Annotated in this window: 22 protein-coding genes; 8 read left to right on the forward strand and 14 right to left on the reverse strand. The window is 66.3% G+C overall.

The window, feature by feature from the left end:
* Positions 1 to 100 precede the first annotated feature (100 nt).
* Positions 101 to 1,072 (forward strand): FecR family protein, encoded by a 972-nt coding sequence (locus A7W11_RS13440; RefSeq protein WP_066412882.1) that lies wholly within the window; start codon positions 101 to 103, stop codon positions 1,070 to 1,072.
* Positions 1,073 to 1,120: 48 nt separating this feature from the next.
* On the opposite strand, the gene A7W11_RS13445 is transcribed toward A7W11_RS13440, so the two are convergent.
* From A7W11_RS13445 to A7W11_RS13455, 3 genes are all read right to left on the reverse strand, one after another.
* The gene (locus tag A7W11_RS13445; protein WP_066412884.1) at positions 1,121 to 3,688 is read right to left on the reverse strand and encodes a TonB-dependent siderophore receptor; all 2,568 of its coding nucleotides are present in this window, start codon (positions 3,686 to 3,688) and stop codon (positions 1,121 to 1,123) included.
* A gap of 130 nt (positions 3,689 to 3,818) precedes the next feature.
* Entirely contained in the window at positions 3,819 to 4,991 is a 1,173-nt protein-coding gene (locus A7W11_RS13450; protein ID WP_066412886.1) for a vWA domain-containing protein, read from the reverse strand.
* A gap of 19 nt (positions 4,992 to 5,010) precedes the next feature.
* A complete protein-coding gene (locus A7W11_RS13455) occupies positions 5,011 to 5,886 on the reverse strand; it encodes an AAA family ATPase (RefSeq protein ID WP_066412888.1) in 876 nt (291 codons plus the stop codon).
* Between the two features lie 158 nt (positions 5,887 to 6,044).
* On the opposite strand from A7W11_RS13455, the gene A7W11_RS13460 reads away from it, so the two are divergent.
* Positions 6,045 to 6,440: a c-type cytochrome gene (locus tag A7W11_RS13460; protein ID WP_066412889.1), complete on the forward strand. Its 396-nt coding sequence runs from the start codon at positions 6,045 to 6,047 to the stop codon at positions 6,438 to 6,440.
* A gap of 13 nt (positions 6,441 to 6,453) precedes the next feature.
* Positions 6,454 to 6,816, forward strand: a complete 363-nt coding sequence (locus A7W11_RS13465) for a c-type cytochrome (RefSeq protein WP_066412893.1) — start codon at positions 6,454 to 6,456, stop codon at positions 6,814 to 6,816.
* Between the two features lie 69 nt (positions 6,817 to 6,885).
* Here A7W11_RS13465 and A7W11_RS13470 read toward each other — a convergent pair whose 3' ends face one another.
* Together A7W11_RS13470 and A7W11_RS13475 are read right to left on the reverse strand one after the other, a co-directional pair.
* Positions 6,886 to 7,194, reverse strand: a complete 309-nt coding sequence (locus A7W11_RS13470) for a hypothetical protein (RefSeq protein ID WP_066412896.1) — start codon at positions 7,192 to 7,194, stop codon at positions 6,886 to 6,888.
* A 648-nt stretch (positions 7,195 to 7,842) separates the two neighbouring features.
* Entirely contained in the window at positions 7,843 to 8,268 is a 426-nt protein-coding gene (locus A7W11_RS13475; protein ID WP_066412899.1) for a DUF1841 family protein, read from the reverse strand.
* A 154-nt stretch (positions 8,269 to 8,422) separates the two neighbouring features.
* Between A7W11_RS13475 and icd the strand changes: the two genes are divergently transcribed.
* The 3 genes from icd to A7W11_RS13490 all read left to right on the forward strand — a co-directional run bounded on the left by icd (position 8,423) and on the right by A7W11_RS13490 (position 13,131).
* Positions 8,423 to 9,679, forward strand: a complete 1,257-nt coding sequence (gene icd, locus A7W11_RS13480; protein WP_066412902.1) for an NADP-dependent isocitrate dehydrogenase — start codon at positions 8,423 to 8,425, stop codon at positions 9,677 to 9,679.
* A gap of 254 nt (positions 9,680 to 9,933) precedes the next feature.
* The gene (locus tag A7W11_RS13485; protein WP_066412912.1) at positions 9,934 to 12,162 is read left to right on the forward strand and encodes an NADP-dependent isocitrate dehydrogenase; all 2,229 of its coding nucleotides are present in this window, start codon (positions 9,934 to 9,936) and stop codon (positions 12,160 to 12,162) included.
* A gap of 303 nt (positions 12,163 to 12,465) precedes the next feature.
* Positions 12,466 to 13,131, forward strand: a complete 666-nt coding sequence (locus A7W11_RS13490; RefSeq protein WP_066412915.1) for a hypothetical protein — start codon at positions 12,466 to 12,468, stop codon at positions 13,129 to 13,131.
* Positions 13,132 to 13,194: 63 nt separating this feature from the next.
* On the opposite strand, the gene A7W11_RS13495 is transcribed toward A7W11_RS13490, so the two are convergent.
* The 3 genes from A7W11_RS13495 to A7W11_RS13505 are packed head-to-tail and all read right to left on the reverse strand — an operon-like array spanning position 13,195 to position 15,239.
* Positions 13,195 to 13,476 carry a YkgJ family cysteine cluster protein gene (locus A7W11_RS13495; RefSeq protein ID WP_066412918.1) on the reverse strand — a complete coding sequence of 94 codons (282 nt, stop codon included), beginning with the start codon at positions 13,474 to 13,476 and terminating at the stop codon, positions 13,195 to 13,197.
* Between the two features lie 8 nt (positions 13,477 to 13,484).
* Positions 13,485 to 14,252 (reverse strand): YdcF family protein, encoded by a 768-nt coding sequence (locus tag A7W11_RS13500; protein ID WP_066412920.1) that lies wholly within the window; start codon positions 14,250 to 14,252, stop codon positions 13,485 to 13,487.
* Positions 14,253 to 14,270: 18 nt separating this feature from the next.
* Positions 14,271 to 15,239 carry a glycosyltransferase family 9 protein gene (locus A7W11_RS13505; RefSeq protein ID WP_066412922.1) on the reverse strand — a complete coding sequence of 323 codons (969 nt, stop codon included), beginning with the start codon at positions 15,237 to 15,239 and terminating at the stop codon, positions 14,271 to 14,273.
* Positions 15,240 to 15,341: 102 nt separating this feature from the next.
* On the opposite strand from A7W11_RS13505, the gene msbA reads away from it, so the two are divergent.
* Both msbA and A7W11_RS13515 read left to right on the forward strand, forming a co-directional pair.
* A complete protein-coding gene (gene msbA / locus A7W11_RS13510) occupies positions 15,342 to 17,117 on the forward strand; it encodes a lipid A export permease/ATP-binding protein MsbA (RefSeq protein ID WP_066412923.1) in 1,776 nt (591 codons plus the stop codon).
* 260 nt (positions 17,118 to 17,377) lie between these two features.
* Positions 17,378 to 18,514, forward strand: coding sequence for a porin (locus tag A7W11_RS13515; protein ID WP_066412926.1), 1,137 nt, complete (start codon positions 17,378 to 17,380; stop codon positions 18,512 to 18,514).
* A 155-nt stretch (positions 18,515 to 18,669) separates the two neighbouring features.
* Here A7W11_RS13515 and A7W11_RS13520 read toward each other — a convergent pair whose 3' ends face one another.
* The 6 genes from A7W11_RS13520 to A7W11_RS13545 all read right to left on the reverse strand — a co-directional run bounded on the left by A7W11_RS13520 (position 18,670) and on the right by A7W11_RS13545 (position 23,045).
* Positions 18,670 to 19,368 carry a glutathione S-transferase N-terminal domain-containing protein gene (locus A7W11_RS13520; protein WP_066412930.1) on the reverse strand — a complete coding sequence of 233 codons (699 nt, stop codon included), beginning with the start codon at positions 19,366 to 19,368 and terminating at the stop codon, positions 18,670 to 18,672.
* A gap of 37 nt (positions 19,369 to 19,405) precedes the next feature.
* A complete protein-coding gene (locus tag A7W11_RS13525; RefSeq protein WP_066412933.1) occupies positions 19,406 to 19,813 on the reverse strand; it encodes a YchJ family protein in 408 nt (135 codons plus the stop codon).
* A 132-nt stretch (positions 19,814 to 19,945) separates the two neighbouring features.
* Positions 19,946 to 20,218 carry a GNAT family N-acetyltransferase gene (locus A7W11_RS13530; protein ID WP_066412937.1) on the reverse strand — a complete coding sequence of 91 codons (273 nt, stop codon included), beginning with the start codon at positions 20,216 to 20,218 and terminating at the stop codon, positions 19,946 to 19,948.
* Positions 20,219 to 20,362: 144 nt separating this feature from the next.
* Entirely contained in the window at positions 20,363 to 21,700 is a 1,338-nt protein-coding gene (nhaA, locus tag A7W11_RS13535) for a Na+/H+ antiporter NhaA (protein WP_066412941.1), read from the reverse strand.
* 140 nt (positions 21,701 to 21,840) lie between these two features.
* Entirely contained in the window at positions 21,841 to 22,746 is a 906-nt protein-coding gene (dapA, locus tag A7W11_RS13540) for a 4-hydroxy-tetrahydrodipicolinate synthase (protein ID WP_066412944.1), read from the reverse strand.
* On the reverse strand, positions 22,743 to 23,045 hold the full coding sequence (locus A7W11_RS13545; protein WP_156523067.1) for a hypothetical protein: 303 nt from the start codon (positions 23,043 to 23,045) through the stop codon (positions 22,743 to 22,745). The genes dapA and A7W11_RS13545 overlap by 4 nt, the downstream gene beginning before the upstream one ends.
* Between the last annotated feature and the right edge of the window lie 57 nt (positions 23,046 to 23,102).

The raw sequence follows: 23,102 nt of genomic DNA on the forward strand, positions 1-23,102 counted from the left end.
CGCGCAGCAGTTATCATCCCGAGCCAGGATGGCATTGCACCGCCGCGCACCGGCTGCGTTGCAGAAGCCGGATCCTGTTCCTGTCTGCGGGGGCGTATGCATGGCGGCTAGCCGCGATGATTTCAGCGAGGTGTCCGGCAATCCCGACGAGGCTGCGCTGCAATGGCTGATGCGATTGCGCGAGGCCGGTGACGGCCCGTCGTCGGCCGGGTTGCGGCGCGCCTTCTCGCTTTGGCTTCAGGCCGATCCCGCGCATCGGCAAGCCTATGAGAAGCGCGCCGCCGAATGGCAGGCGCTCGAGCCCCTGGCGCACCGATACCGTCTGGCCGCAGCGCCTGCCCCTTCGGCCCGGCGCCGATGGCTGGCTGGCAGCCTGGTCGCCGCGGGCGCGGCCTGTGCGGGCGTCGCCGCCTGGCAACTGTTGCCGCGGGACGGCGCCATCGAATTCGAACGCACTGCCGAGACTGCGCCGGGGCGCTCCGAAACCCTCGAGTTACCCGACGGCTCGCGCATCGTGCTGGATGCCAGCGCGCGCGTGGACGTACGCTACCAGGCGCGCAGCCGCGTGGTGGCCTTGCAGGGCGGCGCGGCCTTCTTCGATGTGGCGCGGGACGCGTCGCGTCCTTTCGAGGTCGAGGCGGGATGGGGCCGGATCACTGTGCTGGGCACGGCTTTCGAGGTCGAGCGTGCGCTGGACTTCACGAAGGTGTCCGTGCTGCGTGGCTCGGTGGGGGTGCGCCACGAGGCGGGCGGCTCGGTTGTGCTGACCGGCGGGCAGGGGGTCAGCCTGCAATCGCGTCACATGGGTGCTGTGCGTTCGGTGCCTGCGGACCATGTGGCCTCCTGGCGCAGTGGCCGCCTGATCTTCGAGGCCATGCCCTTGCAGCAGGTGGCCGATGCCCTGGTGCGCCGCGGCCTGGCTCAGGTGCGCGTGGCGCCCAATGCTGCGCAACTGCCGGTCACCTTCGTGGTGCGGACCGACGATGTCGACAGTGCACTGCAGGCCTTGCCGGACGTGCTGCCCGTGCGCGTGCAGCGCCACGGGGCGGAAATACGGGTGGCGCGTCGCTGAGGCCTGTGGCGGTGCGCGGCAGGGAACTGCTGCGCACCGGTTCAAGTCTCAGAACGTCAGTTGTGTGGTTAGCGTCACGCGGCGTCCGTTGCCCCACACCAGCGTCGAGCCCGAGGCAAAACGCCGGCGGTCGTAATAGGTCTTGTCGAACAGATTGCTGGCATTGAGCTGCATCTTCAACTGCATGCCGTTGGCCAACTGGTTCTCGTAGAACAATCCCAGGTCCACCAGCCCGTATCCGGGATTCCAGTCGGTGCGGGTATCGGGGTGGTAGCCGGGCGCGGTGGCCGGATCGCGCCAGGTGCCGTGCGACTTGCTCCACACGCGCCAGCCCAGGCCCACGTGTACCCGGCCCCGGTCCGCATGGTTGTACACGCGGACCTTGTTCCACAGCGACAGGCTGTGCTTCGGGGTGTAGGCCTTGCTGCGGCCGCGCGACCATTCGTCATCGGTCTTGCGGTACTCCGTGTCCAGATAGGAGTAGGAAACCGCCGCCGCCCACCAGTCGGTCATCATGCCCGACAGCGTCAGTTCCAGGCCCTGCGAACGCTCCAGCCCGCTGATGCCATAGCGGCAGTCGCCGGTGCCGTCGGTGCCGCCCGGCGTGCCGGGCGCGGGCGCCGCATCGGGGTCGCACTCCGAGTCGTCCTGCGTCTGGATGGGCATGTTGGTCTTGTCGATGCGGAACACCGCCGCGGTGAACATGGCGCGCGCGTCGAACAGATCCTGCTTCAGGCCCACCTCGTATTGCTTGCCCTGGATCGCATCCATGATGTAGTTGCCGCTCATGTCCAGCAGTGTCAGGCTGCTCTGCGGCGAGAACGAGTCTCCGTAGCTGGCGTACACGGTCGTGGCGGGCGTGATGTCATGCATGATGGCCACGCGAGGCGACCACTTGCTGACGCGTGACCGCGTCGTGGCGCCCGCCCCGTAGGCGCGGCTGTCGTATCGCGACCATCCCATCGCCAGCATCAGGCGGGTCTTGTCGTTGGGCAGCGTCAGGGTGTCCTGGAAATACAGGTTCACGTCGTCGCGCCGCGTGGGATAGCCCAGCGGGTCGGCCCGGATGCGATCCCGGTGGCCCCAGTCGCTGTACTGCGGATCGTAGATGTTGATCGGCCCGGGATAGTAGGGCTGGCCCGGACGCGTTTCCGCGGCCACCACCCGGCCACTGCTGCGTGACGTGGTGTGGCCGTAGCCGAAACCCGTCAACCAGGCATGATTGAAATCCCCGGTATCCACGGAGCCGCTGATGTCCAGCCCGCCCGACCATTCGTGCGAGGCGCTCTGGCGGCCGCTGACATAGCGCTGCACGTTGCCCGCCGCATCCGGGCCGTTGCCGGCATTGAGCAGGCGCGTGTTCTGCCACCAGCCGTCGGTCTGCTGGTACGTTGCGTAGGCATTGACGTTGAAGTACTGCGACGGACGCCAGCCCAGGTCCCACAGCACGGTGTCCGTCTGGGTCTGGACGCGATCGTCCTTGCTGCCCCAGAAGAAGTCGCGCGGCACGTCGTAGTACTTGCCATAGTCGGGCCTGGACGCGCGCGTGATGCGCACGTTGTTCTCCTGCTCGGGCACCGACTGCATGTCCATGCGCTCGTAGGTCAGGGTGGTGTCCAGGCGCGCGTTCGGCGCGTAGGTCAACGCCGCCAGCACGCTCTTGGGGCGCTGCCAGATGTGGTCCTGGTCGTCTTCGTAACGGCTGTAGCTGCCCACCAGGCGGTACAGCAGCGTGCCTTCCTTGTTCAGGGGACCGGTCATGTCCGCCATGCCGCCGTACGAGCCCTGGTCGTCGACGTGGGTGCGCAGGATGTACTGGTCCTGCGCCTTGGGCCGCTTGTACTGGTAGTTGATGATGCCGCCCGGTTCGGCCGCGCCGTAGTACAGCGCGGCGGGGCCGCGCAGCAGCTCGATGCTTTCCATGCTGTCGGCGCTGCGCGCGGCGGAGGCCCCGCTGTAGGTGCGCTGGCCGTTGATCAGCAGCTGGCCGGTGCTGCCGGTACTGAAGCCGCGCACATTGATGTCGCGCGACATGCTCTGGCCGGAATCGCCGTTGTTGCTGTTGGTGGTCACGCCCGCGAAGTACTCCAGCGTGTCGTACACATTGGCGTCGTTGCGGTCCTGCATCAGCTCGGCGCTGGCCTGGTTGACCGTGAAGGGCGTCTGGCGCGGCGGCAGCGAGGTCTTGGTGGCCACGGAGCTGGGCCGGTCGGCGATGTACTCGTCGATGGCGTCGGCTGTGATGGTGACGGGAGCCAGGGATGTGACGGAAGGGCGCACCGTGGCGACCTGTCCGCGCAGCGTCGCCGCCAGGCTAGTGCCCGCCAGTGCACGATCCAGCGCCTGCCGCGCGCTCATTTCGCCGCGGATGGCAGGCGCCTGCAAGCCCGCGACCTGGGCCGGGTCGAACAGTACCGACAGGCCGGTATCGCGGCCGAGTTCGACCAGGGTGCGCGCCAGCTCCTGCGCGGGCAGGTCGATCTTGACGATGGTCTGGCTGGCCGATTCCTGCGCGCGCGCCTGCGCTGTGTAGGCGCTGCCGGTGGCCAGACACATCAGCACGCCGAGCGTACGCGCCGCTGCGGCGTTGCGCCGGCGCTGTTTTTTATGTTGCATGTGGGGCTTCTCCAGTGCGAGTCATGAGGCTGACTGGAGGAAAGACACGCGAGCCCGCGAATTCCTGATATTGAGACCGATTTTTATTTGTAAAACTTGGGCGGCCGTCCCGGCCACCTGCAAGAGGGGCTTATTTGGACAACAACCGCATCGCCTGTTCCAGCCCCGCCACCGTCACCGGAAACATGCGGTCCTGCATGATGTCGCGCATCAGCGCGATCGATTGCCGGTACTGCCATGACGCCGTCGGTTCGGGATTCAGCCACACCGCCTTGGGCCACGCATCCAGCAGCCGGCGCATCCACACCGCACCGGTTTCCTTGTTGTAGTGCTCGACCGATCCGCCCGGCTGCAGGATTTCATACGGGCTCATGGTGGCGTCACCCACGACGATCAACCGCCAATCGCCATTGAAGCGGCGCAGGATGTCCCAGGTTTCGAAGCGTTCGGTGTTGCGGCGCCGGTTGCTCTGCCACAGGTTTTCGTACGGGCAGTTGTGGAAGTAATAGACCTCGAGGTTGCGGAACTCGCTGCGCGCGGCCGAGAACAATTCTTCCACGCGTGCGATGTGGTCGTCCATGCTGCCGCCCACGTCCAGCAGCATCAGCACCTTCACGTTGTTGCGCTTTTCGGGCACCAGGCGCAAATCCAGGTGCCCCGCGTTGCGTGCGGTGCTGGCGATGGTGTCGTCCAGGTCCAGCTCCAGGTCGGCGCCATCGCGCGCGAAGCGCCGCAGCCGGCGCAGCGCCACCTTGAAGTTGCGCGTGCCCAGTTCGACCTGGTCGTCGTAGTCGCGGAACTGCCGCATGTCCCACACCTTGATGCCGGTGCGGTTGCCGGCGGAGTCGCCGCCCACGCGGATGCCTTCGGGGTGATAGCCGCCGTTGCCGAACGGCGAGGTGCCGCCCGTGCCGATCCACTTGCTGCCGCCGGCGTGGCGTTCCTTCTGCTCTTCCTGCCGCTCCTTGAAGAGCTCCATCAGCTTGTCCCAGCCGTGCTTCTGGATCGCGGCCTTTTCCTCGGGCGTCAGGCTTTTCTCGAACTGCTTGATCAGCCAGTCGATGGGGATGTCGCGGCCGGCGGGCAGGGCGGCTTCGATGCCGCGGTAATACGCGCCGAAGGCCTTGTCGTAGCGGTCGTACAGCGACTCGTCCTTGACCAGCGCGGCGCGCGCCAGGAAGTAGAACTCGTCCAGCGTGGGCGACATCACGTCGGTGCGCAGCGCGTCGACCAGCGTCAGGTATTCCTGCACGGACACGGGCAGCTTGTGCGCGCGCAGGTGGTAGAAGAAGTCGATCAGCATGGCGCCGCCGCGTCGGGGTCTAGCGGCGCTGTCCGCTGCGGGTCATGGCGGCCAGGCGTTCGAGCAACTGCATGTCCTGCTCGTTCTTCAGCAGGGCGCCGGCCAGCATGGGCACGGCCGTGGCCGCGTGCGCGTCGATCTGCGCGGCGCTGGCGTCCTCGGCCAACAGCAGGCGCAGCCAATCCAGCAGCTCGGACGTCGACGGTTTCTTCTTCAGCCCGGGCGCCTCGCGCAGCGCGAAAAAGGTGTCCATCGCGGCACGCAGCACGTCCTGCTTCAGGTCGGGGAAGTGCACGCCGACGATGTCGCGCATGGTGTCGCGATCGGGGAAACGGATGTAGTGGAAGAAGCAGCGGCGCAGGAAGGCGTCGGGCAGGTCTTTCTCGTTGTTCGACGTGATGATGACCAGCGGACGGTGGCGCGCCACCACGGTCTGCTGCGTTTCGTACACATGGAACTCCATGCGGTCGAGTTCGCGCAGCAGGTCGTTGGGGAATTCGATGTCGGCCTTGTCGATCTCGTCGATCAGCACCACCACGGGCTCGTCGGATTCGAAGGCCTGCCACAGCGTGCCGCGGACGATGTAGTTGCGGATGTCGCGCACCTTCTCGTCGCCCAGTTGCGAATCGCGCAGGCGCGAGACGGCGTCGTATTCGTACAGGCCCTGATGCGCCTTGGTGGTGGACTTGATGTGCCACTGCATCAGCGGCCGGCCCAGCGCGCGCGCCACTTCCTCGGCCAGCATGGTCTTGCCGGTGCCGGGCTCGCCTTTGATCAGCAGGGGGCGCTGCAAGGTGAGGGCCGCGTTCACGGCCAGCTTCAGATCGTCGGTGGCGACGTAGCGGTCGGTGCCTTCGAAACGGGTGGAGGTCTGGGATTCGGGATGAACGGACATGTGGCGGCGCAGTCGTTTAGGAGCCCTGGAACAGGGGCCGTCTACAGTATGGACCCTGATCAATTATCGTACAATCCACCCGTTTGCCGGCCGGGGCACCCCGCCGCCGGCAGCCCAGCTTCAGTCATCATTATTCCTACTAGAGAAGAGACAGACCGATGAAGTTGAGATTACCCCTGGTGCGCCTGGCGCCCCTGTTTGTCCTGGTGGCCACCTGTGCCATCGCCGCCCCGGCAAAGGCCCAGGCGGCAGCTCCCGCGGCGCCCGCCGCCGCAGGGGCACCAGCAACTGCGCCCATCACGGGCAACGTGCAGAACGCGCGCGACAAGGTGTCCATGTGCATCGGGTGCCACGGCATTCCCGGCTACAAGGCGTCGTTTCCCGAGCTGTACCACGTGCCCATGATCGCGGGCCAGAACGCCAGGTACATCGAGGCGGCGCTGAACGAATACAAGAAGGGCGCGCGCAGCCATCCCACGATGGATGCGATCGCGGGCAGCCTGTCCGACCAGGACATCGCCGATCTGGCGGCCTACTACAGCAACCTCAAGTAATCGGGGCCGACACATGAAACGCGCTATCTTTGCCCTGACGGGGTTTCTCGTTGCCGTGTCCGCCCTGCCGTCGCAGGCGCAGAATCTCGCCGCCGGGAAGGCGGTGTTCGACAAGATGAACTGTGCGTCGTGCCACGGCGCCGACGCCAAGACGGCGGTGCAGCCGGAATATCCCATCCTGGCCGGCCAGCACGCCGATTATCTGGCTCACGCGCTGAAGGCCTACAAGCGCGGCGGCTCGAACAGCCCGGCCACGGCCAACGTGCGCAAGAATCCCATCATGGGCGCCTTCGCCGCGCAGATGTCCGACCAGGACATCGCCGACGTGTCGGCGTGGCTGGCGTCGCAGCCTAGTGGATTAAGCGTCAGGAAGTAAGGTCGCTCCGTTGTCGCCATAAAGTAAAACCCCGCATTGCGGCGGGGTTTGTCGGCTTGGCAATGATGATTAGCGGCGAGAGCCGGCCATCACGGAAATCTTGCCGTGCGCCTGCTCCCATTGGTCGACGCTGCGTGCTTTGGTGCGTAACGATTCGGCGCTCAATCCAGGTTTTGCCAGAGCGGCCTCTACGCGCTTGCGTGCTTCCTGCAATCGGGTTGTGATTTGCTTGCTGGCAAGCGTTCTGGCCGACAGGATCAAACCATTGGCCGGCTCAGCCTTGCGCGCCCGGCGCAACGGCTTACGCATGTCGTCTTCCTCGACGCGAGACTTTTTGCGTTCGGCGTGATCTTTGATGAACCGATGAAACTCGGACATGTTTTCTCCTTCGGAGGCTTCTATTTTACGGAAGCCTTAAGTCAATTTAAACATGGCAGAGGCCGATCTGCCTCGTAGTTTCATAGACCTGAAACCAAATGTCCGGTAGTAAGGAATGAGTTCCGGCAAAGGGTCGTCGATTACGATGCGTTTCGAATCCCAGATTGCCGCTATCGCTTCGAGGGTTACGTCCATGACGGACATCGCCACGCCGGCTGGTACGAGGTCTCGATCCTTTTCTACGACCAGCAAGCTCGTGTGCAGGCCCCGGCGACTGACTCGGATCAGTGCTAACAGACAGATGCGGTTTTCCACTTCAATGCCGACAAAGCAGCTTTGCGAATAGCTCCTGCATCGTCTGACGGCTCGGCTCCAATCAATGTGTACCTCCGGCCAATGCTGTACGGCGCGACGGACTTTGGCGCGGTCAATGATACGCAGGCGAGGTGGGGGCGATACCGCCCAGATTTCCGCTGCTCTGGACTCTGCCAAGGCTAGCGCTTGGCCAACCAGGCTATGAAACTCGGTACGGTTGACGGGCACTGTTGGCGAGGCGGTTGGGCTGAGAGCGGAGCGTCAGCCTATATTCACACCCCGTGATTATCAAGACATCCAGGACCAATCGATCCCTGCCGGGAGCCGACTTGCTTACTTGCCGGCCCGTTGCCGGATCAGCTCGATATACGCGTCGCTGTCCAGCGGCGTGCCCAGGCGCTGCGCTTCCCAGACCACCTGCCCCAGACAGTCCATGATGTCGTGGGCGGCCTGGTGGGCATCGCTGCGCGCCACCAGTTGCTGGTAGGCCGCCCGGATGCCGCGCGGATGGTCGATGGACAGTTGCTCGGCAATGGCCAGGTGCATCGACAGGTGCAGGAAGGGATTGGTGCGGCCTTTCTCGACCGGGTATTCCTCTTCCATCGCGCCGGGGCTTTCCAGGTCGGCGTGGTATTCGGGGTGTTCGATCATCCAGTCCAGCGCCATGGCTTCCAGCGGCGTCAGCACTTCGTTGGCCCGGTGCTTGCGCCAGGATTGGATGAAGAATTCGCGAACCTGTTCGCGGGAAGGATTGAACATCGGGGGTCCAACCGGCGCCGGGCGCCGGGCAATGCGGTCAGGGAACGTCCATTTTACGCCCTCGGTTTGCACGAAGCCGGACCGTGCCGGGCCGCGACAGGCTGGGCCGCTCACAGGGCGAGATAGAATGGCTGGATTCCGCCCTGGAGCATCCATGTCTTACCAACACGTCAAGGTTCCCGCCGAGGGCGGGAAGATCACGGTCGGCGCGGATGGCGCGCTGGCCGTCCCCGATCAGGTCGTCATTCCCTACATCGAAGGCGATGGCACCGGCGCCGACATCACGCCCGTGATGATCCACGTCGTCGACGCCGCCGTGAAGAAGGCCTACGGCGGCAGCCGCCGGATCCACTGGATGGAAGTCTATGCCGGCGAGAAGGCCACGCGCGTCTACGGCGCCGACACCTGGCTGCCCGAAGAGACGCTGCAGATCGTCCGCGACTACGTGGTCTCGTTCAAGGGCCCGCTGGCCGTGCCCACCAGCGGCGGCATCCGCTCGCTGAACGTGGCGCTGCGCCAGCAGCTCGACCTGTACGCGTGTGTGCGGCCGGTGCGCTATTTCCATGGCGTGCCTTCGCCCGTGCGCCAGCCCGAGAAGACCAACATGGTCATCTTCCGCGAGAACTCCGAAGACCTGTACGCGGGGATCGAGTACAAGGCCGAGTCCGAGCAGGCCCGGCAGCTCATCGGCTTCCTGCAGGACAAGCTGGGCGTGAAGAAGATCCGTTTCCCCGAGACTTCGGCCATCGGCATCAAGCCGGTATCGCGCCAGGGTACGCAGCGCCTGGTGCGCAAGGCAATCCAGTACGCGCTGGACCACGACCGCTCCTCCGTCACGCTGGTGCACAAGGGCAACCTGATGCAGTTCACCGAGGGCGGCTTCCGCGACTGGGGCTATGCCCTGGCGCGCGAAGAGTTCGGTGCCACGGTGATCGACGGCGGCCCGTGGTGCCGCCTGAAGAACCCGCGCACGGGCCGCGACGTGCTCATCAAGGACGTCTATGCCGACGCCTTCATGCAGCGCAGCCTGCTGCGTCCGGCCGAATTCGACGTGATCGCCACGCTGAACCAGAACGGCGACTACATCTCGGATGCCGTGTCGGCCCAGGTGGGCGGCGTGGGCATCGCCCCGGGCGCCAACGTGTCCGACACCGTGGCCATGTTCGAGGCCACGCACGGCACCGCGCACAAGTACGCCGGCAAGGACTACGTGAACCCCGGCTCGGAAATCCTGTCCGCCGAGATGATGTTGCGCCACATGGGCTGGACCGAGGCCGCCGACCTGATCATCTCCAGCATGGAGAAGACCTTCAAGACCAAGACCGTCACCTATGACTTCGCCCGCCTGCTCGAAGGCGCGAACCAGGTGTCCTGCTCGGGATTCGGGCGGGCGATGATCGATAACATGTGATGTCATTCCGCTGACATCGCTGGCGAGGTAGAAATGGGGTCGCGTCCTGGCGGCGTGGCCCTTCCGGCCTTCGGGCGGCAGCAGGCCCGGGGCGAGGGTGGGGGGGTGATTTTTTACCGCGCCATCCAGACCCGAGCGTTTCCGGGCGAATTGCTGCATAATTGAAGGTCTTATATAAGACCTGAATTCCCGGGCTGCGCCATCCGGCGGGACGGGCGGCCGCTTTTCCTGATCCATCAAGGTAAGCCAAGAACATGTCCACTGCATCGAAGATCATCTATACCCTCACCGACGAGGCGCCCGCGCTGGCGACGTACTCGCTGCTGCCCATCGTCGAGGCCTACACCCGTTCGTCGGGTATTGGCGTCGAGACGCGCGACATCTCGCTGTCCGGCCGCATCATCGCCGCCTTCCCGGAATTCCTGAACGACGCGCAGAAGATTCCCGATGCGCTGGCCGAGCTGGGCCAACTGGCCACCACGCCCGAAGCCAACATCATCAAGCTGCCGAACATCAGCGCCTCGATCCCGCAGCTGAAGGCCGCGATCAAGGAACTGCGCCAGCAGGGCTATATGCTGCCCGAGTACTTCGACGAGCCCGACACGCCCGAAGCCAAGAGCATCAAGGCCCGCTACGACAAGATCAAGGGCAGCGCCGTGAACCCGGTGCTGCGCGAAGGCAACTCCGATCGCCGCGCGCCGCTGTCGGTCAAGAACTACGCCCGCAAGCACCCCCACAAGATGGGCGCCTGGTCGGCGGAGTCGAAGTCGCACGTGGCCCACATGTCGGGCGGTGATTTCTACGGCAGCGAGAAGTCGGCCCTGATCGCCAACGCCGGCAACGTGAAGATCGAGTTCACGGCCGCCGACGGCGCCAAGACCGTGCTGAAGGAAAAGACCGCGGTCAAGGCCGGTGAGATCATCGACGCCGCCGTGATGAGCAAGAAGGCCCTGCGCAGCTTCCTGGAAGCCCAGGTCGCCGATGCCAAGGCCAAGAACGTGCTGTTCTCGGTGCACCTGAAGGCCACGATGATGAAGGTCTCCGACCCGATCATCTTCGGCCAGGTCGTCTCGGTGTTCTACGCCGACGTGCTGGCCAAGCACGCCGACGCCCTGAAGCAGATCGGCTTCGATCCCAACAACGGCATCGGCGACCTGTATGCCCGCCTGGGTGACCTGCCGGCCGACAAGCGCGCCGAGATCGAGGCCGACATCCAGGCCGAATACGCCAAGCGCCCGCAACTGGCCATGGTGAACTCCGACAAGGGCATCACCAACCTGCACGTGCCCAGCGACGTCATCGTCGACGCCTCGATGCCCGCCATGATCCGCGAATCGGGCTGCATGTGGGGGCCGGACGGCAAGCTGTACGACACCAAGGCCGTCATCCCCGACCGCAGCTACGCCGGCGTCTACCAGGCCGTCATCGACGACTGCAGGAAGAACGGCGCCTTCGACCCGGTCACGATGGGCAGCGTGCCCAACGTGGGCCTGATGGCGCAGGCCGCCGAAGAATACGGTTCGCACGACAAGACCTTCCAGATCGCCGCCGACGGCGTGGTGCGCGTGCTGGACGAGTCCGGCGCCGTGCTGCTGGAGCAGCCGGTCGAGGCCGGCGACCTGTGGCGCATGTGCCAGACCAAGGACGCCCCGGTGCAGGATTGGGTCAAGCTGGCCGTCAACCGCGCCCGCCTGTCCAACACGCCGGCCGTGTTCTGGCTGGACAAGAACCGCGCCCACGATGCCCAGATCATCGCCAAGGTCGAGAAGTACCTGAAGGACCACGACACCAACGGCCTGGATCTGCGCATCCTGAGCCCGGTCGAGGCCACCACGTTCTCGCTGGAGCGCATCCGCGCCGGCAAGGACACGATCTCGGTCACCGGCAACGTGCTGCGCGACTACCTGACCGACCTGTTCCCCATCATGGAGCTGGGCACCAGCGCCAAGATGCTGTCGATCGTGCCGCTGATGGCCGGTGGCGGCCTGTTCGAGACGGGCGCCGGCGGTTCGGCGCCGAAGCACGTCCAGCAGTTCGTGGAAGAAGGCTTCCTGCGCTGGGATTCGCTGGGCGAGTTCCTGGCCCTGGCCGCTTCGCTGGAGCACCTGGGCAACGTGGCGAACAACGCCCGCGCCAAGACCCTGGCCAAGACGCTGGACGAAGCCACGGGCAAGTTCCTGGACGAGAACAAGTCGCCGGACCGCAAGGTCGGTGGCCTGGACAACCGCGGCAGCCACTTCTACCTGGCCTTGTACTGGGCCCAGGCGCTGGCCGCCCAGACCGAAGACAAGGAACTGCAGGCGCAGTTCACCGGCCTGGCCAAGACCCTGACCGACAACGAGGCCAAGATCGTGGCCGAGCTGGGCGGCAACCAGGGCCAGGCCATCGAGATCGGCGGCTACTACCGTCCGAACACCGAGCTGGTGAACAAGGCCATGCGTCCCAGCCAGACGCTGAACGCGGCGCTCGCCGCCCTGGGCTGACAGCCGAAAAGCTCGGGCGGGCTGTTTGCCTGCCTGAGCCGGTAAGGTAGCGTGTCTCGAAACCCCCGACAGGTCCGCCTGCCGGGGTTTCTTTTTATGCGGTGTCGTGGCTTGCGGGCCGCGCTGGCGTGTTGCGACCCAGGCGTGACCGTCTCGCTGCCTGCCTGAAATGGAACGTCGCAATTCAGGCGCGGGATCGGCTGGGATGGCCGTCGCCGTCACGCGATAATCGCCTGGAGCATGAAATGGCATGCATGGCGCGTCGGTGAAGTCCCGATGCGGCCGTTCAACAGGTGACAGCAGATGAAGAAGATACTCTCCGCGCTGATGGGTGCGCTGGACACGAACGCGGGCGATGCGGCCTCGCCGCCGAAGCCGCCGCAAAGCGTTCCCGCGGGTGCGATGCTGTATTCCATGCCGACCATCGCCATGGACGACATCGAGTTCGAGAAGCCCGCTGGCGAGCGTGTCGAGGGGGCGCCCCAGTTTCATGAGGACGAATGGGCGCAACTCGAGTTTTTCCCGAAGCACCGCCTGCCCGAGGTGCAACGGCTGCTGGGCGAACTCAAGGCCTTCGATGCCGAGCATCGCGTCGAGCATGGCTGGCGGCAGATCCATCAGCGCGATCTCGCGCGCGAGCCCCTGGACGTATCCCTGGCAGATATCGAAGGCGGTCTCGGCGGGCAGGGGCGTCCGGCGCCGATCCTGACGACGGCTTCGCGGCCGCTGGGGCAGGTGAAGGATGGCTTCAGCGTGGAGCTGGGCACCAACGCCTACCTTTATGGCCTGCGGCAAGAAGGGCGGATTACCGTGCTTGCCGCGTCGCTGCAGGGCGCCGACGACATGCTGCTGACGCGCGCGTTCACGGCGCTGAGCAGGCAGTCTGGACTGGTGCTGGTGGACTGGCGGCAGCAGTTCCTGCTGGTGGGCGTCGACGGCGAAGGGCTGATCGAGGTGTGGCGGCCCTGACGCCTGCCCGCTCCATGGGACCGGTACCGAAACGCCGCGCGGCAGCGGCGGGCGCCCGGCGAATCACGCAGGCGCGGTCGCGCGTTCCAGATCCGTCAGCCAGGAAATGGCGTGTTCGCGGTCCGATCCGCACATGTCCGCCGATGGCTGCAGGCTGCCGCAGAAGCCGGGGCGCTCTGGCTTGCCGAACACCAGGCACAGATTGTCTTCCCCTAGCTGTATGCACCGGACGCCCGCGGGTTTCCCGTTGGGCATGCCCGGGATCGGGCTGGTGATCGATGGGGCGATGCAGCAGGCGCCGCAGCCCAGCCTACAGGCCAGTGCGTCGCCTTTCAGGTCTTGCATGGCGCGTCCTACACCCAGCCGCGCAGCCAGTAGACGAACAGGCCCGCGTACTCCTTGATGATCGAGCGGCTGGCATCGAAGGCGCGTTCATTGGGAATCCAGGGTGCGACCGAGCCGTCGGCCGGCAACAGGATTTGTGGCGGGGCCGGGGCGGCGATGGCTTCGACGCCTTGCTTGGAGAACGCCGCCATGGCACGAGGCATGTGCAGGGCCGAGGTGACCAGCAGTACCTTGTGGATCTCGTGCTGTTTCAGGGTTTCTTCCGTCAGCGCCGCGTTCTCGTAGGTGGTGCGGCTGGCGTTTTCCAGGATGAGGGCCTCTTCGGGAACGCCGCTCTGGCGCATCTGGTGCGCCATGCCGCGGGCTTCGCTGACGTCGCCTTCCAGGGCGCCGCCCGACAGCACCACCTTGGGCGCGCGGCCAGCGCGATACAGGTCGGTGGCGGCGTCCACCCGCACCACCGCCTTGTCGCGGTCATAGGGCAGGAACCAGTTGGCGCGGCCATTGGCGGTATTGCCGCCCAGGACCACGATGGCATCGGCTTCGGGCATCTGCGCGGCGGACTGGTAGGGATAGCGCTGTTCCAGCGCGCCGCCCAGCCAGACCGAGGTGGCGGGCAGGGACCAGGCGGCCGCCCAGATGACGCCTGCCGCGGCCAGCGCCATGCCGGTCCGGCGCACGCGGCGGAACAGGCCCAGCACCAGTCCGAGCGCCACCAGCGTCAGGCAGAGATTCAGGGGAATGATCAGGTTTGCGAGAAACGTCGACATAGTCATGGGCGCAATCTTATCTGCTCAAGCGCTTGCGAGCAGGCGCAGGACCTGGGTTCGGACCGCATCGGGGGGGGGCCAGTTCCCGTCCGAGCCCAGGCACGACGCCGTGGGTGACCACGGGCCGGTACGCTCGGGCTGGGTGACGCCGAACAGTGTCAACTGGCGCGCGCCGACGGCGGCGGCGATGTGCGACACACCCGAATCGTTGCAGACGACCAGCGCGGCCTGCCGGGCCAGCGCGGCGAAGGCGCCCAGCGACAGCGGGGGCAGCCTCTGCGCGGTAGGGGCGTTGCGGCGCGCTTGCTCGGCCTCGGCGGGCGGTGGGCACATCGCCACCGCGTGGCCGTCCGCCTGCAGGGCGCGGGTGAGGGCGTCGAATTCCGGCCAGACCTTGACGCGGCCCCGGTGCAGGCCGGTGGCGGTGGGGGCGATCAGCACCATCGGCCGGCCGGCCAGTCCGCTGTCTTGCAGCGCCGCCTGCGCGGCCTGCCGGTGCGCCTCGGTCAGGGGAAGGTCCAGGGTGGGGCCGGGTTCGGCGGGGCCCTGGGGCAGGTTCCACAGCCCAAGCGCCGTGCGCGACAGGTGATACCAGGATTGCACGGCGTGCAGCGAGGCGGTGGGCTTGGCCACCGGCCAGCGCAGCAGCACACTGCGGCCATCGTCGCGGTAGCCGGCGCCGGCCACGCCCGCCAGCCGGAATACCGCCGCGCTGGACAGCGAATCGGGCAGCAGCAGTCCGCGGGCGTTGCGCGCCCGGGCGCCCAGGCCGCGGCGGTGGGCCGCCACGGTGGCCCGGTCGGCCTTCCACTTGCCCGACATGGGCAGGAAGTCCTGCGTGGAAATCCCCGCCAGCAGGTCGCGAGCCCAGGGGCGGGCGCACAGCACCAGGGGAACTCCGGTTGCCTGCAACAGCCGCAGGCTGGGCAGGCTCATGCAGACATCGCCCACCCAATTGGGCAATCTCAGGTACAAACAGGAAATCTCGGTCATGGATCGGCGCCGGGGCGCGTTGGGGAAAAGGAACAGAGCGGGCCGTCCGCGCCCCGTCGGGCCGGTACAATCGCCGCACAATTGTATTAAAGCGAGTTTGCTTTGACTTCTGCTTCGCGCTACGCGTCCGCCGGCAGCGAGCCGGTACGCGCCACACTCTGGAAGCGCATCTACAGCCGGGTCGGTTCCCATTGGAAGCGGCTGGTGTTGACGTTGCTGCTGATGGCGGTGGCCGCGGGTACGCAACCCTTGCTGGCCGTCATCATGAAGCCGTTGCTGGACGACGGTTTTTCGGGCGCCAAACCCTACTACATCTGGGCGATTCCCATCGCCGTGGTCGCGCTCATCATGGTGCGCGGCATCACCAACTTCTTCAGCGACTACCTGCTGGCCTGGGTGGCGAACAAGGTGTTGCTGCAGTTGCGCGGCGACATGTTCGATCGCCTGTTGCGCCTGCCCGACGCCGACTTCAAGCGGGGCGACACCGGCCGCCTGCTCAACCGTTTCACGGTGGACGCGGGCAATGTCACCAGCTATGCCACCGAGGTCATCACCACGCTGATCAAGGAAACCCTGGTCGTCATCGCGCTGATCTGCGTGCTGCTGTATATGTCGTGGGCGCTGACGGCGATCGTGCTGGTCATCATGCCGGTCTGCATCCTGGTGATGCGCGCCTTCATCCGCCGCCTGCGCCGCATCAGCCGCGAAACCGTCAACATGAACGCCGAACTGACCCGGGTGGTCAGCGAAGGCATCGACGGCCAGCGCGTCATCAAGCTGTTCGACGGCTATGCCACCGAGCGCAAGCGTTTCGAGTTCGTCAGTTCGCGCCTGCGCCGTTTCGCCATGCGCACGGCCACGGCCGACGCAGCCCTCACGCCGATCACCCAGCTGTTCGTCTCGGTGGCGCTGGGCGTGGTCATCGCCGTGGCGCTGAGCCAGGCCCAGAGCGGCGCCCTGACGGTGGGCAGCTTCGCCTCGTTCATCACCGCGCTGGCCCAGATCTTCGACCCCATCAAGCGCCTGACCAACGTGGCCGGCAAGATGCAGAAGATGCTGGTGGCCGCCGAAAGCGTGTTCACCCTGATCGACCAGGTGCCCGAGACGGATACCGGCACGCGCCAGTTGGCCCAGCCGGTGCGTGGCGCCATCGAGTTCCGCGAAGTGTCGCATCGCTTCCCCGACGCCGAGCGCGATACGGTCAGCAGCGTGTCGTTCCGCATCGAGCCGGGCCAGACGGTGGCCCTGGTGGGCCGCTCCGGCAGCGGCAAAACCACGATCGCCAACATGCTGCCGCGTTTCGTGTCACCGACCGCGGGCCAGATCCTGATCGACGGGGTGCCGCTGAGCGACGTGTCGCTGCATTCGTTGCGCACCAACCTGTCGCTGGTCAGCCAGGACGTGATGATGTTCGACGACACCATCGCGGCCAACGTGGGTTACGGGGCACTGGGCGAAGCCGACGAGGCGCGCATCCGCGAGGCCCTGAAGGACGCCAATCTGCTGGAATTCGTGGAGTCGCTGCCCGACGGCCTGCAGTCGCCGGTGGGCGAGAAGGCAGCGCGCCTGTCCGGCGGCCAGCGGCAACGCCTGGCGATCGCGCGCGCGCTGATCAAGAACGCGCCCGTCCTGATCCTGGACGAAGCCACCTCGGCGCTGGACAACGAGTCCGAGCGGCAGGTGCAGTCGTCGCTGGAGCGCCTGATGCAGGGCCGCAGCACGCTGGTCATTGCGCATCGCCTGTCCACGGTGCAGAACGCGGACCGCATCATCGTGCTGGATGCCGGCCGGATTGCCGAGCAGGGCACCCATGCCGAGCTGCTGGCGCAGGGGGGCTTGTACGCGTCGCTCTACAACATGCAATTCCGCGAAGCTTGAGAGCATGACAACTTTCGCGGTATTGCCTGTGTTGTTTCCATGCCAATTCTGCAGTGCAGCATAAGACGTAAACGTAACCGTAATATCTCGTAGTTATTGCTCTATGGCAGGGATCGCACCTTACTGGGGCGGTCCTTTGCATTATTTGGTTTCGTTTTGAGCATTTGAGTTGTAATGGTTTCCAGCCAGATCCCTAGGCTTTGAGGGGTGGCAGATTTCGGTCTGCTGAATTCTCTTCGAACCTCATGTGGAACAGCGCGATGAAACTTACAAAAACTCTGTTTGCGGGTGCCCTGATGGCCGCGATGGCTGGCACTGCCGCCGCCGAAACTTCGGTGACGCTCTATGGCTTGGTCGATCTGGGGATTGTGTATCAACGCGGCAAGGTCGGTACCAGCGACGCCAACCGCCCCGAGTATGGCGGTGATTATCACTCCCGCGTCGGCATGAACAGCGGCAACCAGAGCGGCTCGCGCTTCGGTCTGCGCGGCGTCGAAGACCTGGGCGGTGGCTTGCAAGCCAACTTCGTGCTCGAGAACGGCTTCACGGCCAACGACGGCAATCGTGACCAGGCTGGCCGCCTGTTCGGCCGCCGCGCCACGGTGGGCCTGTCGAACGACGCATGGGGCAGCATCGACCTGGGCCGTACGACCAACATCGCTTCGGACTGGTTCGGCAACATCGATCCGTTCGGCACCGACTTCTGGACGGCGTCGATGGGTACGACCTTCAGCGCCGCCAACACGGTCCGCTACGACAACATGGTCCTGTACACCGGCCCGAACATCGGCGGTTTCCAGGGCGCGGTCGGCTACTCGTTCTCGTTCGACGACGTCGAGCGTCCGACCCAGTTCGCCACCAATGAAAACAGCCGCGCGGTCACCGCCGGCTTGCGTTACAGCGGTGGCCCGCTGCAAGTGGTCTTCACGTACGATCAGCAGATGCTCAAGCCGAGCCAGCCGTCGCCCCAGCAGTTCATTCTGGGCGCGTCGTATGACTTCGAAGTCGTGAAACTGTCGCTGGCCTATGGCCGTTCGTCCGACGGTGTCATGATCGGCCAGGGCTACGACCTGATGGGCGGCCGCTTTAACGACAACACCCCGGCGCGTGGCCAAGGCATGACCAACGACCACTTCACCTGGGACAACCTGAAGATCAACTCGTACATGGTCGGCGTGAGCGCGCCGATCGGCGGCGCCAGCAACGTGTTCGCGTCTTGGCAGCGTGCCGACCCGAACCAGGGCCTGGATACGACCGATGTGTACAGCTTGGGCTACACCTACGACCTGTCCAAGCGTACCAACCTGTACGCCTTCGGTTCGTATGCCGACGATGCCGCCTTCACGGCCGGCAACAAGATTGCGACCGTCGGCGTGGGCCTGCGCCACCGCTTCTAAGCAACACTGCGACTGCAGGGTTCGCCTCGCCTGAGCAGGGCCGGGGCACCCATCTCAAAGCCGCCTTCGCGAGAAGGCGGCTCTTTTTATGACAGCGGCGGCATGGCGCGGCGATCGAGAGACCCGCCGCGCGCGATAAGGCCGGATGCGCGGTCTCAGCCCGGAATGGCCAGGCCGCGTTCGACGGCGGGCCGGGCCACGAAGGCGTCCAGCACGCGGCGCACATTGGCGAACCGATCGAATTCGACCAGCTCGCCCGCGCCGTAGAAACCGATCAGGTTGCGGATCCACGGGAAGGTGGCGATGTCGGCGATGGTGTATTCGCCGCCCATGATCCAGTCGCGGCCTTGCAGGTGCTTGTCCAGCACGCCCAGCAGGCGCTTGGACTCGGCGACGTAGCGGTCGCGAGGACGCTTGTCTTCGTAGTCCTTGCCGGCGAACTTATGGAAAAAGCCCAGTTGGCCGAACATGGGGCCGATGCCGCCCATCTGGAACATCACCCATTGCAGGGTTTCATAGCGGGCGGCGACGTCCTGCGGCATGAATTGCCCGCTCTTGGCGGCCAGGTAGACCAGGATGGCGCCGGATTCGAACAGCGGCAGCGGGCGGCCGTCGGGCCCGTTGGGGTCGAGGATGGCCGGAATCTTGTTGTTCGGACTCAGCGACAGGAATTCGGGCGTCAACTGGTCGTTGCTGCCGAAGTCGACCTTGTGCGCCTCGTAGGGCAGGCCGGTTTCTTCCAGCATGATCGACACCTTCACGCCGTTCGGCGTGGGCAGCGAATAGAGCTGGATGCGGTCCGGGTGCTGGGCCGGCCACTTTTGCGTGATGGGGAAGTCGGAGAGTGCGTTCATGGAAGTCAGGGTCCGATGAAGGGTCGCTGGCGAGGCGCTATGTGTGCTGATCGCCGTCTACGTACAGCCACCGTCCGTCTTGCCGGACGAAGCGGCTGGTCTCGTGCAGGCGCGATGCGCGGCCGTCCTGCCGGCAGCGCGCCACGAATTCGACGATGGCGTGATCGTCATTCTGCTTCTCGTGCCGGCGCACCTGCAGGCCCAGCCACTTGAGGTTCGGCGGATTGGGCGCCAGGTCGGCCGGCCGGGTGTCCGGGTGCCAGGTCTGCCGTAAGTAGTCCAGCAGGTCCAGCACGAAGGCGCTGTAGCGCGAGCGCATCAGGGATTCCGCATCGGGCGCCTGCAAGCGCCTGGGGCCTTGGTGCCAGCGGCCGCAGCAGCCCGCATAGGGGCGCTTGCTGTCGCAGGGGCAAGGCGAGGTCGAGGAGAAGGGGGAGGCTTTCACGCGGGCATTTTGGCATGAAGCCGGGGCGTTCCGGCACTTGCCCGGACGGCATGGCGGGGTAATCCGGTGGGCCGTCGCGAGGGCTGCGGGCCGGTATTCCGGGCCCTGGAAAGGGCTCGGGCCGGTGGGGCCTCAGGCGACCAGGTCGGCGTACTCGGGATGGCGCCGCACGTACACGGCGGCGTACGAGCAAAGCGGGCGCACCCGCCAGTGCTGCTCGCGCGCCGCATCCAGCGCCACGCGCGTCAGGCCGGCGGCGATGCCCCGTCCGCCGACGGCCGGCGGCACACCCGTGTGGGTGATCGTCATCACGCCATCGTCCAACTGGTAGTCCAGCACGCAAAGGTGCCCGTCGACCGTGCATTCGAAACGGCTGGCCGCTGCGTTGTGGGTGATGTCCGTCATGCAAGGTTCCTCGTGGGAGTCTGTCTTTGGCTGGGGGCCCAGCAGGCGGCGTGCCCGAGCAGCCGCGCAGGCCAGCATCGGGTGCAGGCCGGTGCCATGCCGAGGCGGGTCGGCGTGCCCCGGCGCCCGTGCGCATGGCGCCTGCTAGCCTGTCCTCAGCCCACGACGATACATCACCCCCCACGCCAGGCCCAGCATCGCCGACACCAGCGATCCCGCCAGCACGCCCAGCTTGGCCGCGCCCAGCAGCACGGGATCGTCGAAGGCCAGCATGGCGATGAAGATGGACATCGTGAAGCCGATACCCGCCAGCAGGCCGACCAGCGCGATGCCGCTCCAGGAGACCCCGGGCGGCAGGCGGCACCAGCCCAGCCGGACTGCGAGCCAGCCCATGCCGATCACGCCCAGCGGCTTGCCCAGCACCAGCGCCAGCGAGACGCCGGCCACGATCCATTGCGGGCCGGCGGCGGACAGGTCCACGCCCTGCAGGCTGACGCCGGCATTGGCCAGGGCGAACACGGGCATGATGCCGTAGGCGACCCAGGGATGCAGTGCCATCTGGACGCGGGTGACGGGCGGCAGCATTTCCCGCTGGGCCAGGCGCACCTGCTTCAACGGTCCCGCCAGGTGGTGCGGGTCTTGCGAACCACGCAATGTCTCGGCGGCGTTGCCCAGCAGATCCAGCGGGCGCTCGTGCATGGGCCGCGCCACGACCGGCGTCATCATGCCCAGCACCACGCCCGCCAGCGTGGGATGCGCGCCGGTCATCAACAGGCCCGTCCACGTGATCGCGCCGGGAAGCAGGTAGGCGAAGGCCGAGCCGATGCCGATGCGCTGGAACGCCAGCACCATCAGCAGGCCCAGTCCCGCGACCAGGAAGCCCTGGTAATCGAGGCCGCCCGAGTAGAACACGGCAATGATCAGCACGGCGACGATGTCGTCAATGATCGCCAGCGCCAGCAGGAAGACGCGGACATTGGCGGGAATCGATTTGCCCAGCAGCGCCAGCACGCCGACCGCGAAGGCGATGTCGGTGGCGGTAGGGACGGCCCAGCCCCGCAGCCCTGATGGATCGCCATTCACGCCCACGTAGATCAGCGCCGGCACGGCCACGCCGCCCAGCGCCGCCATGATCGGCAGGCCCGCCTGCTTCAGGTCGCTGAGTGCCCCTTCGTGGATCTCGCGGCGGATCTCCATGCCCACGACCAGGAAGAACAAGGTCATCAGCCCGTCGTTGATCCAGAAGTGCAGCGATTGCGAAAACGTGAGGTCACCCAGCCCGATGGAGACCGGCAGGTGCCAGAGATGGTGATAGCTGTCGGACAGCGAGGAATTGGCCCAGATCAGCGCGGCGGCCGCGGCGATGACCAGCACGATGCCGCTGGCGGCTTCGATGTGCAGGAAACGTTCGAGGGTGGCGAAGGCCCGTTCGGCCAAGACTTGGGCGCGCGGCAAGGGCTGCCGCGGGGTGGGGGCGTGCATGGTCGCGAAGACTCCGCGTGGCGGCCCGACCGACGCATGAACCTGCCCGCTGCGGAATGCAACTGACACCCAGCCAATAATTGTATCGGATTTCAGGCCAACCAAGGGCGCGATGCCGCCTGCGTTGGCCGCTGGAACGGTCAGGCCGCCAGCCGCTGCGCGGGGGCTTCTTCGACCAGATGCATCGCGCGCGCGAGCTTTGCCGTCAGTTCGGCGCTGGCCGGCATCATGGGCGGGCGCAGTTCGTCGACGATCAGTCCCTGCATCGACAGCGCGCGCTTCAAGGGCGCGGGATTGGGTTGCGCGAACAGCAGCCGGATCAGCTTGCGCAAAGGGGCGAACAGCGCCTCGGCCCGTGCGGCGTCGCCCGTGCGAGCGGCGTGCATCATGGCCACGAAGCGCTCGGGAAACAGGTGCGCCGCCGCGGGGATGGCGCCCGTGCCGCCCGCCAGGAAATGATCCATCAGCATGTTGTCCGCGCCGCACAGCGGCTGCACGCGGCCATGCAAGGTCAGGGTGGTGAGCAGCGCCGGATGGCATTCCTTCACGGCCGCGTATTGCGGGTCGCGCGCCAGGGTCTCCATGGTCTCGACCGTCAGGGCCACGCCCGTGCGTTCCGGGATGTTGTACAGGATGATGGGCCGCTCGGTGGCCCAGGCGACCTGGTGGTAGTGCCAGATGATGCCGGCCTGGCTGGGCCGCAGATAGCACGGCGGCGGCACCAGGTAGCCGGCCGGCTCCAGGCGGTCCAGGCGGCGGATCAGCGTGGTGACGCTGCGCGTGTCGATGCCGCCCGCACCGACCACGACGGGCAGGGTGTCCGCATCGCTGCGCACGGCTTGCAGCAGTTCGCATTTCTCGGCGACGGACAGCAGGCTGCCTTCGCCGGTGGAGCCGAACAGCACCAGCCCGGCCATGCCGGCCTGGCGGTAGCGGCGGGCCAGTGCCTGGGCGGCATACAGATCGACGCGGCCCTGGCGCAGCGGGGTGACCAGGGGCAGCCACAGGCCGTCGAAGCGGGCGGCATCGTGCGGGGCGGTGTTCATCGCAGCACCGCCGTCAAAGGATGGATGGCGCCGAATTCCGCCTGGGGCAGCGCGCACATGATGACGTGCATGGCCGAGTCGATGTCGTGGCGCGTGCCGCGCAACAGCATGGTGGTGGGGCCGCCCGCGGGATCGGCGTCCAGGATGCGGACTTCGGCGGGCACGTCCCCGGCGCGGCGCAGCGCCAGGTGCAGGTTCATGATTTCGCGCGGGGGGATGCGCACGGTCATCGAAATGGCGTCGCCCAGCGGCATGGGAATCGGCATGGCGGGGCGGGGCTGGCGTTGCGGTTGAAGCATGGCGGTTGGGGGGCGCGGGGCCGCGGTGGGCGGCTGCCGTTGGCCGTGGTTGCTGAC

The sequence above is a fragment of the Bordetella ansorpii genome, assembly GCF_900078315.1.
Taxonomy (GTDB): domain Bacteria; phylum Pseudomonadota; class Gammaproteobacteria; order Burkholderiales; family Burkholderiaceae_B; genus Bordetella; species Bordetella ansorpii.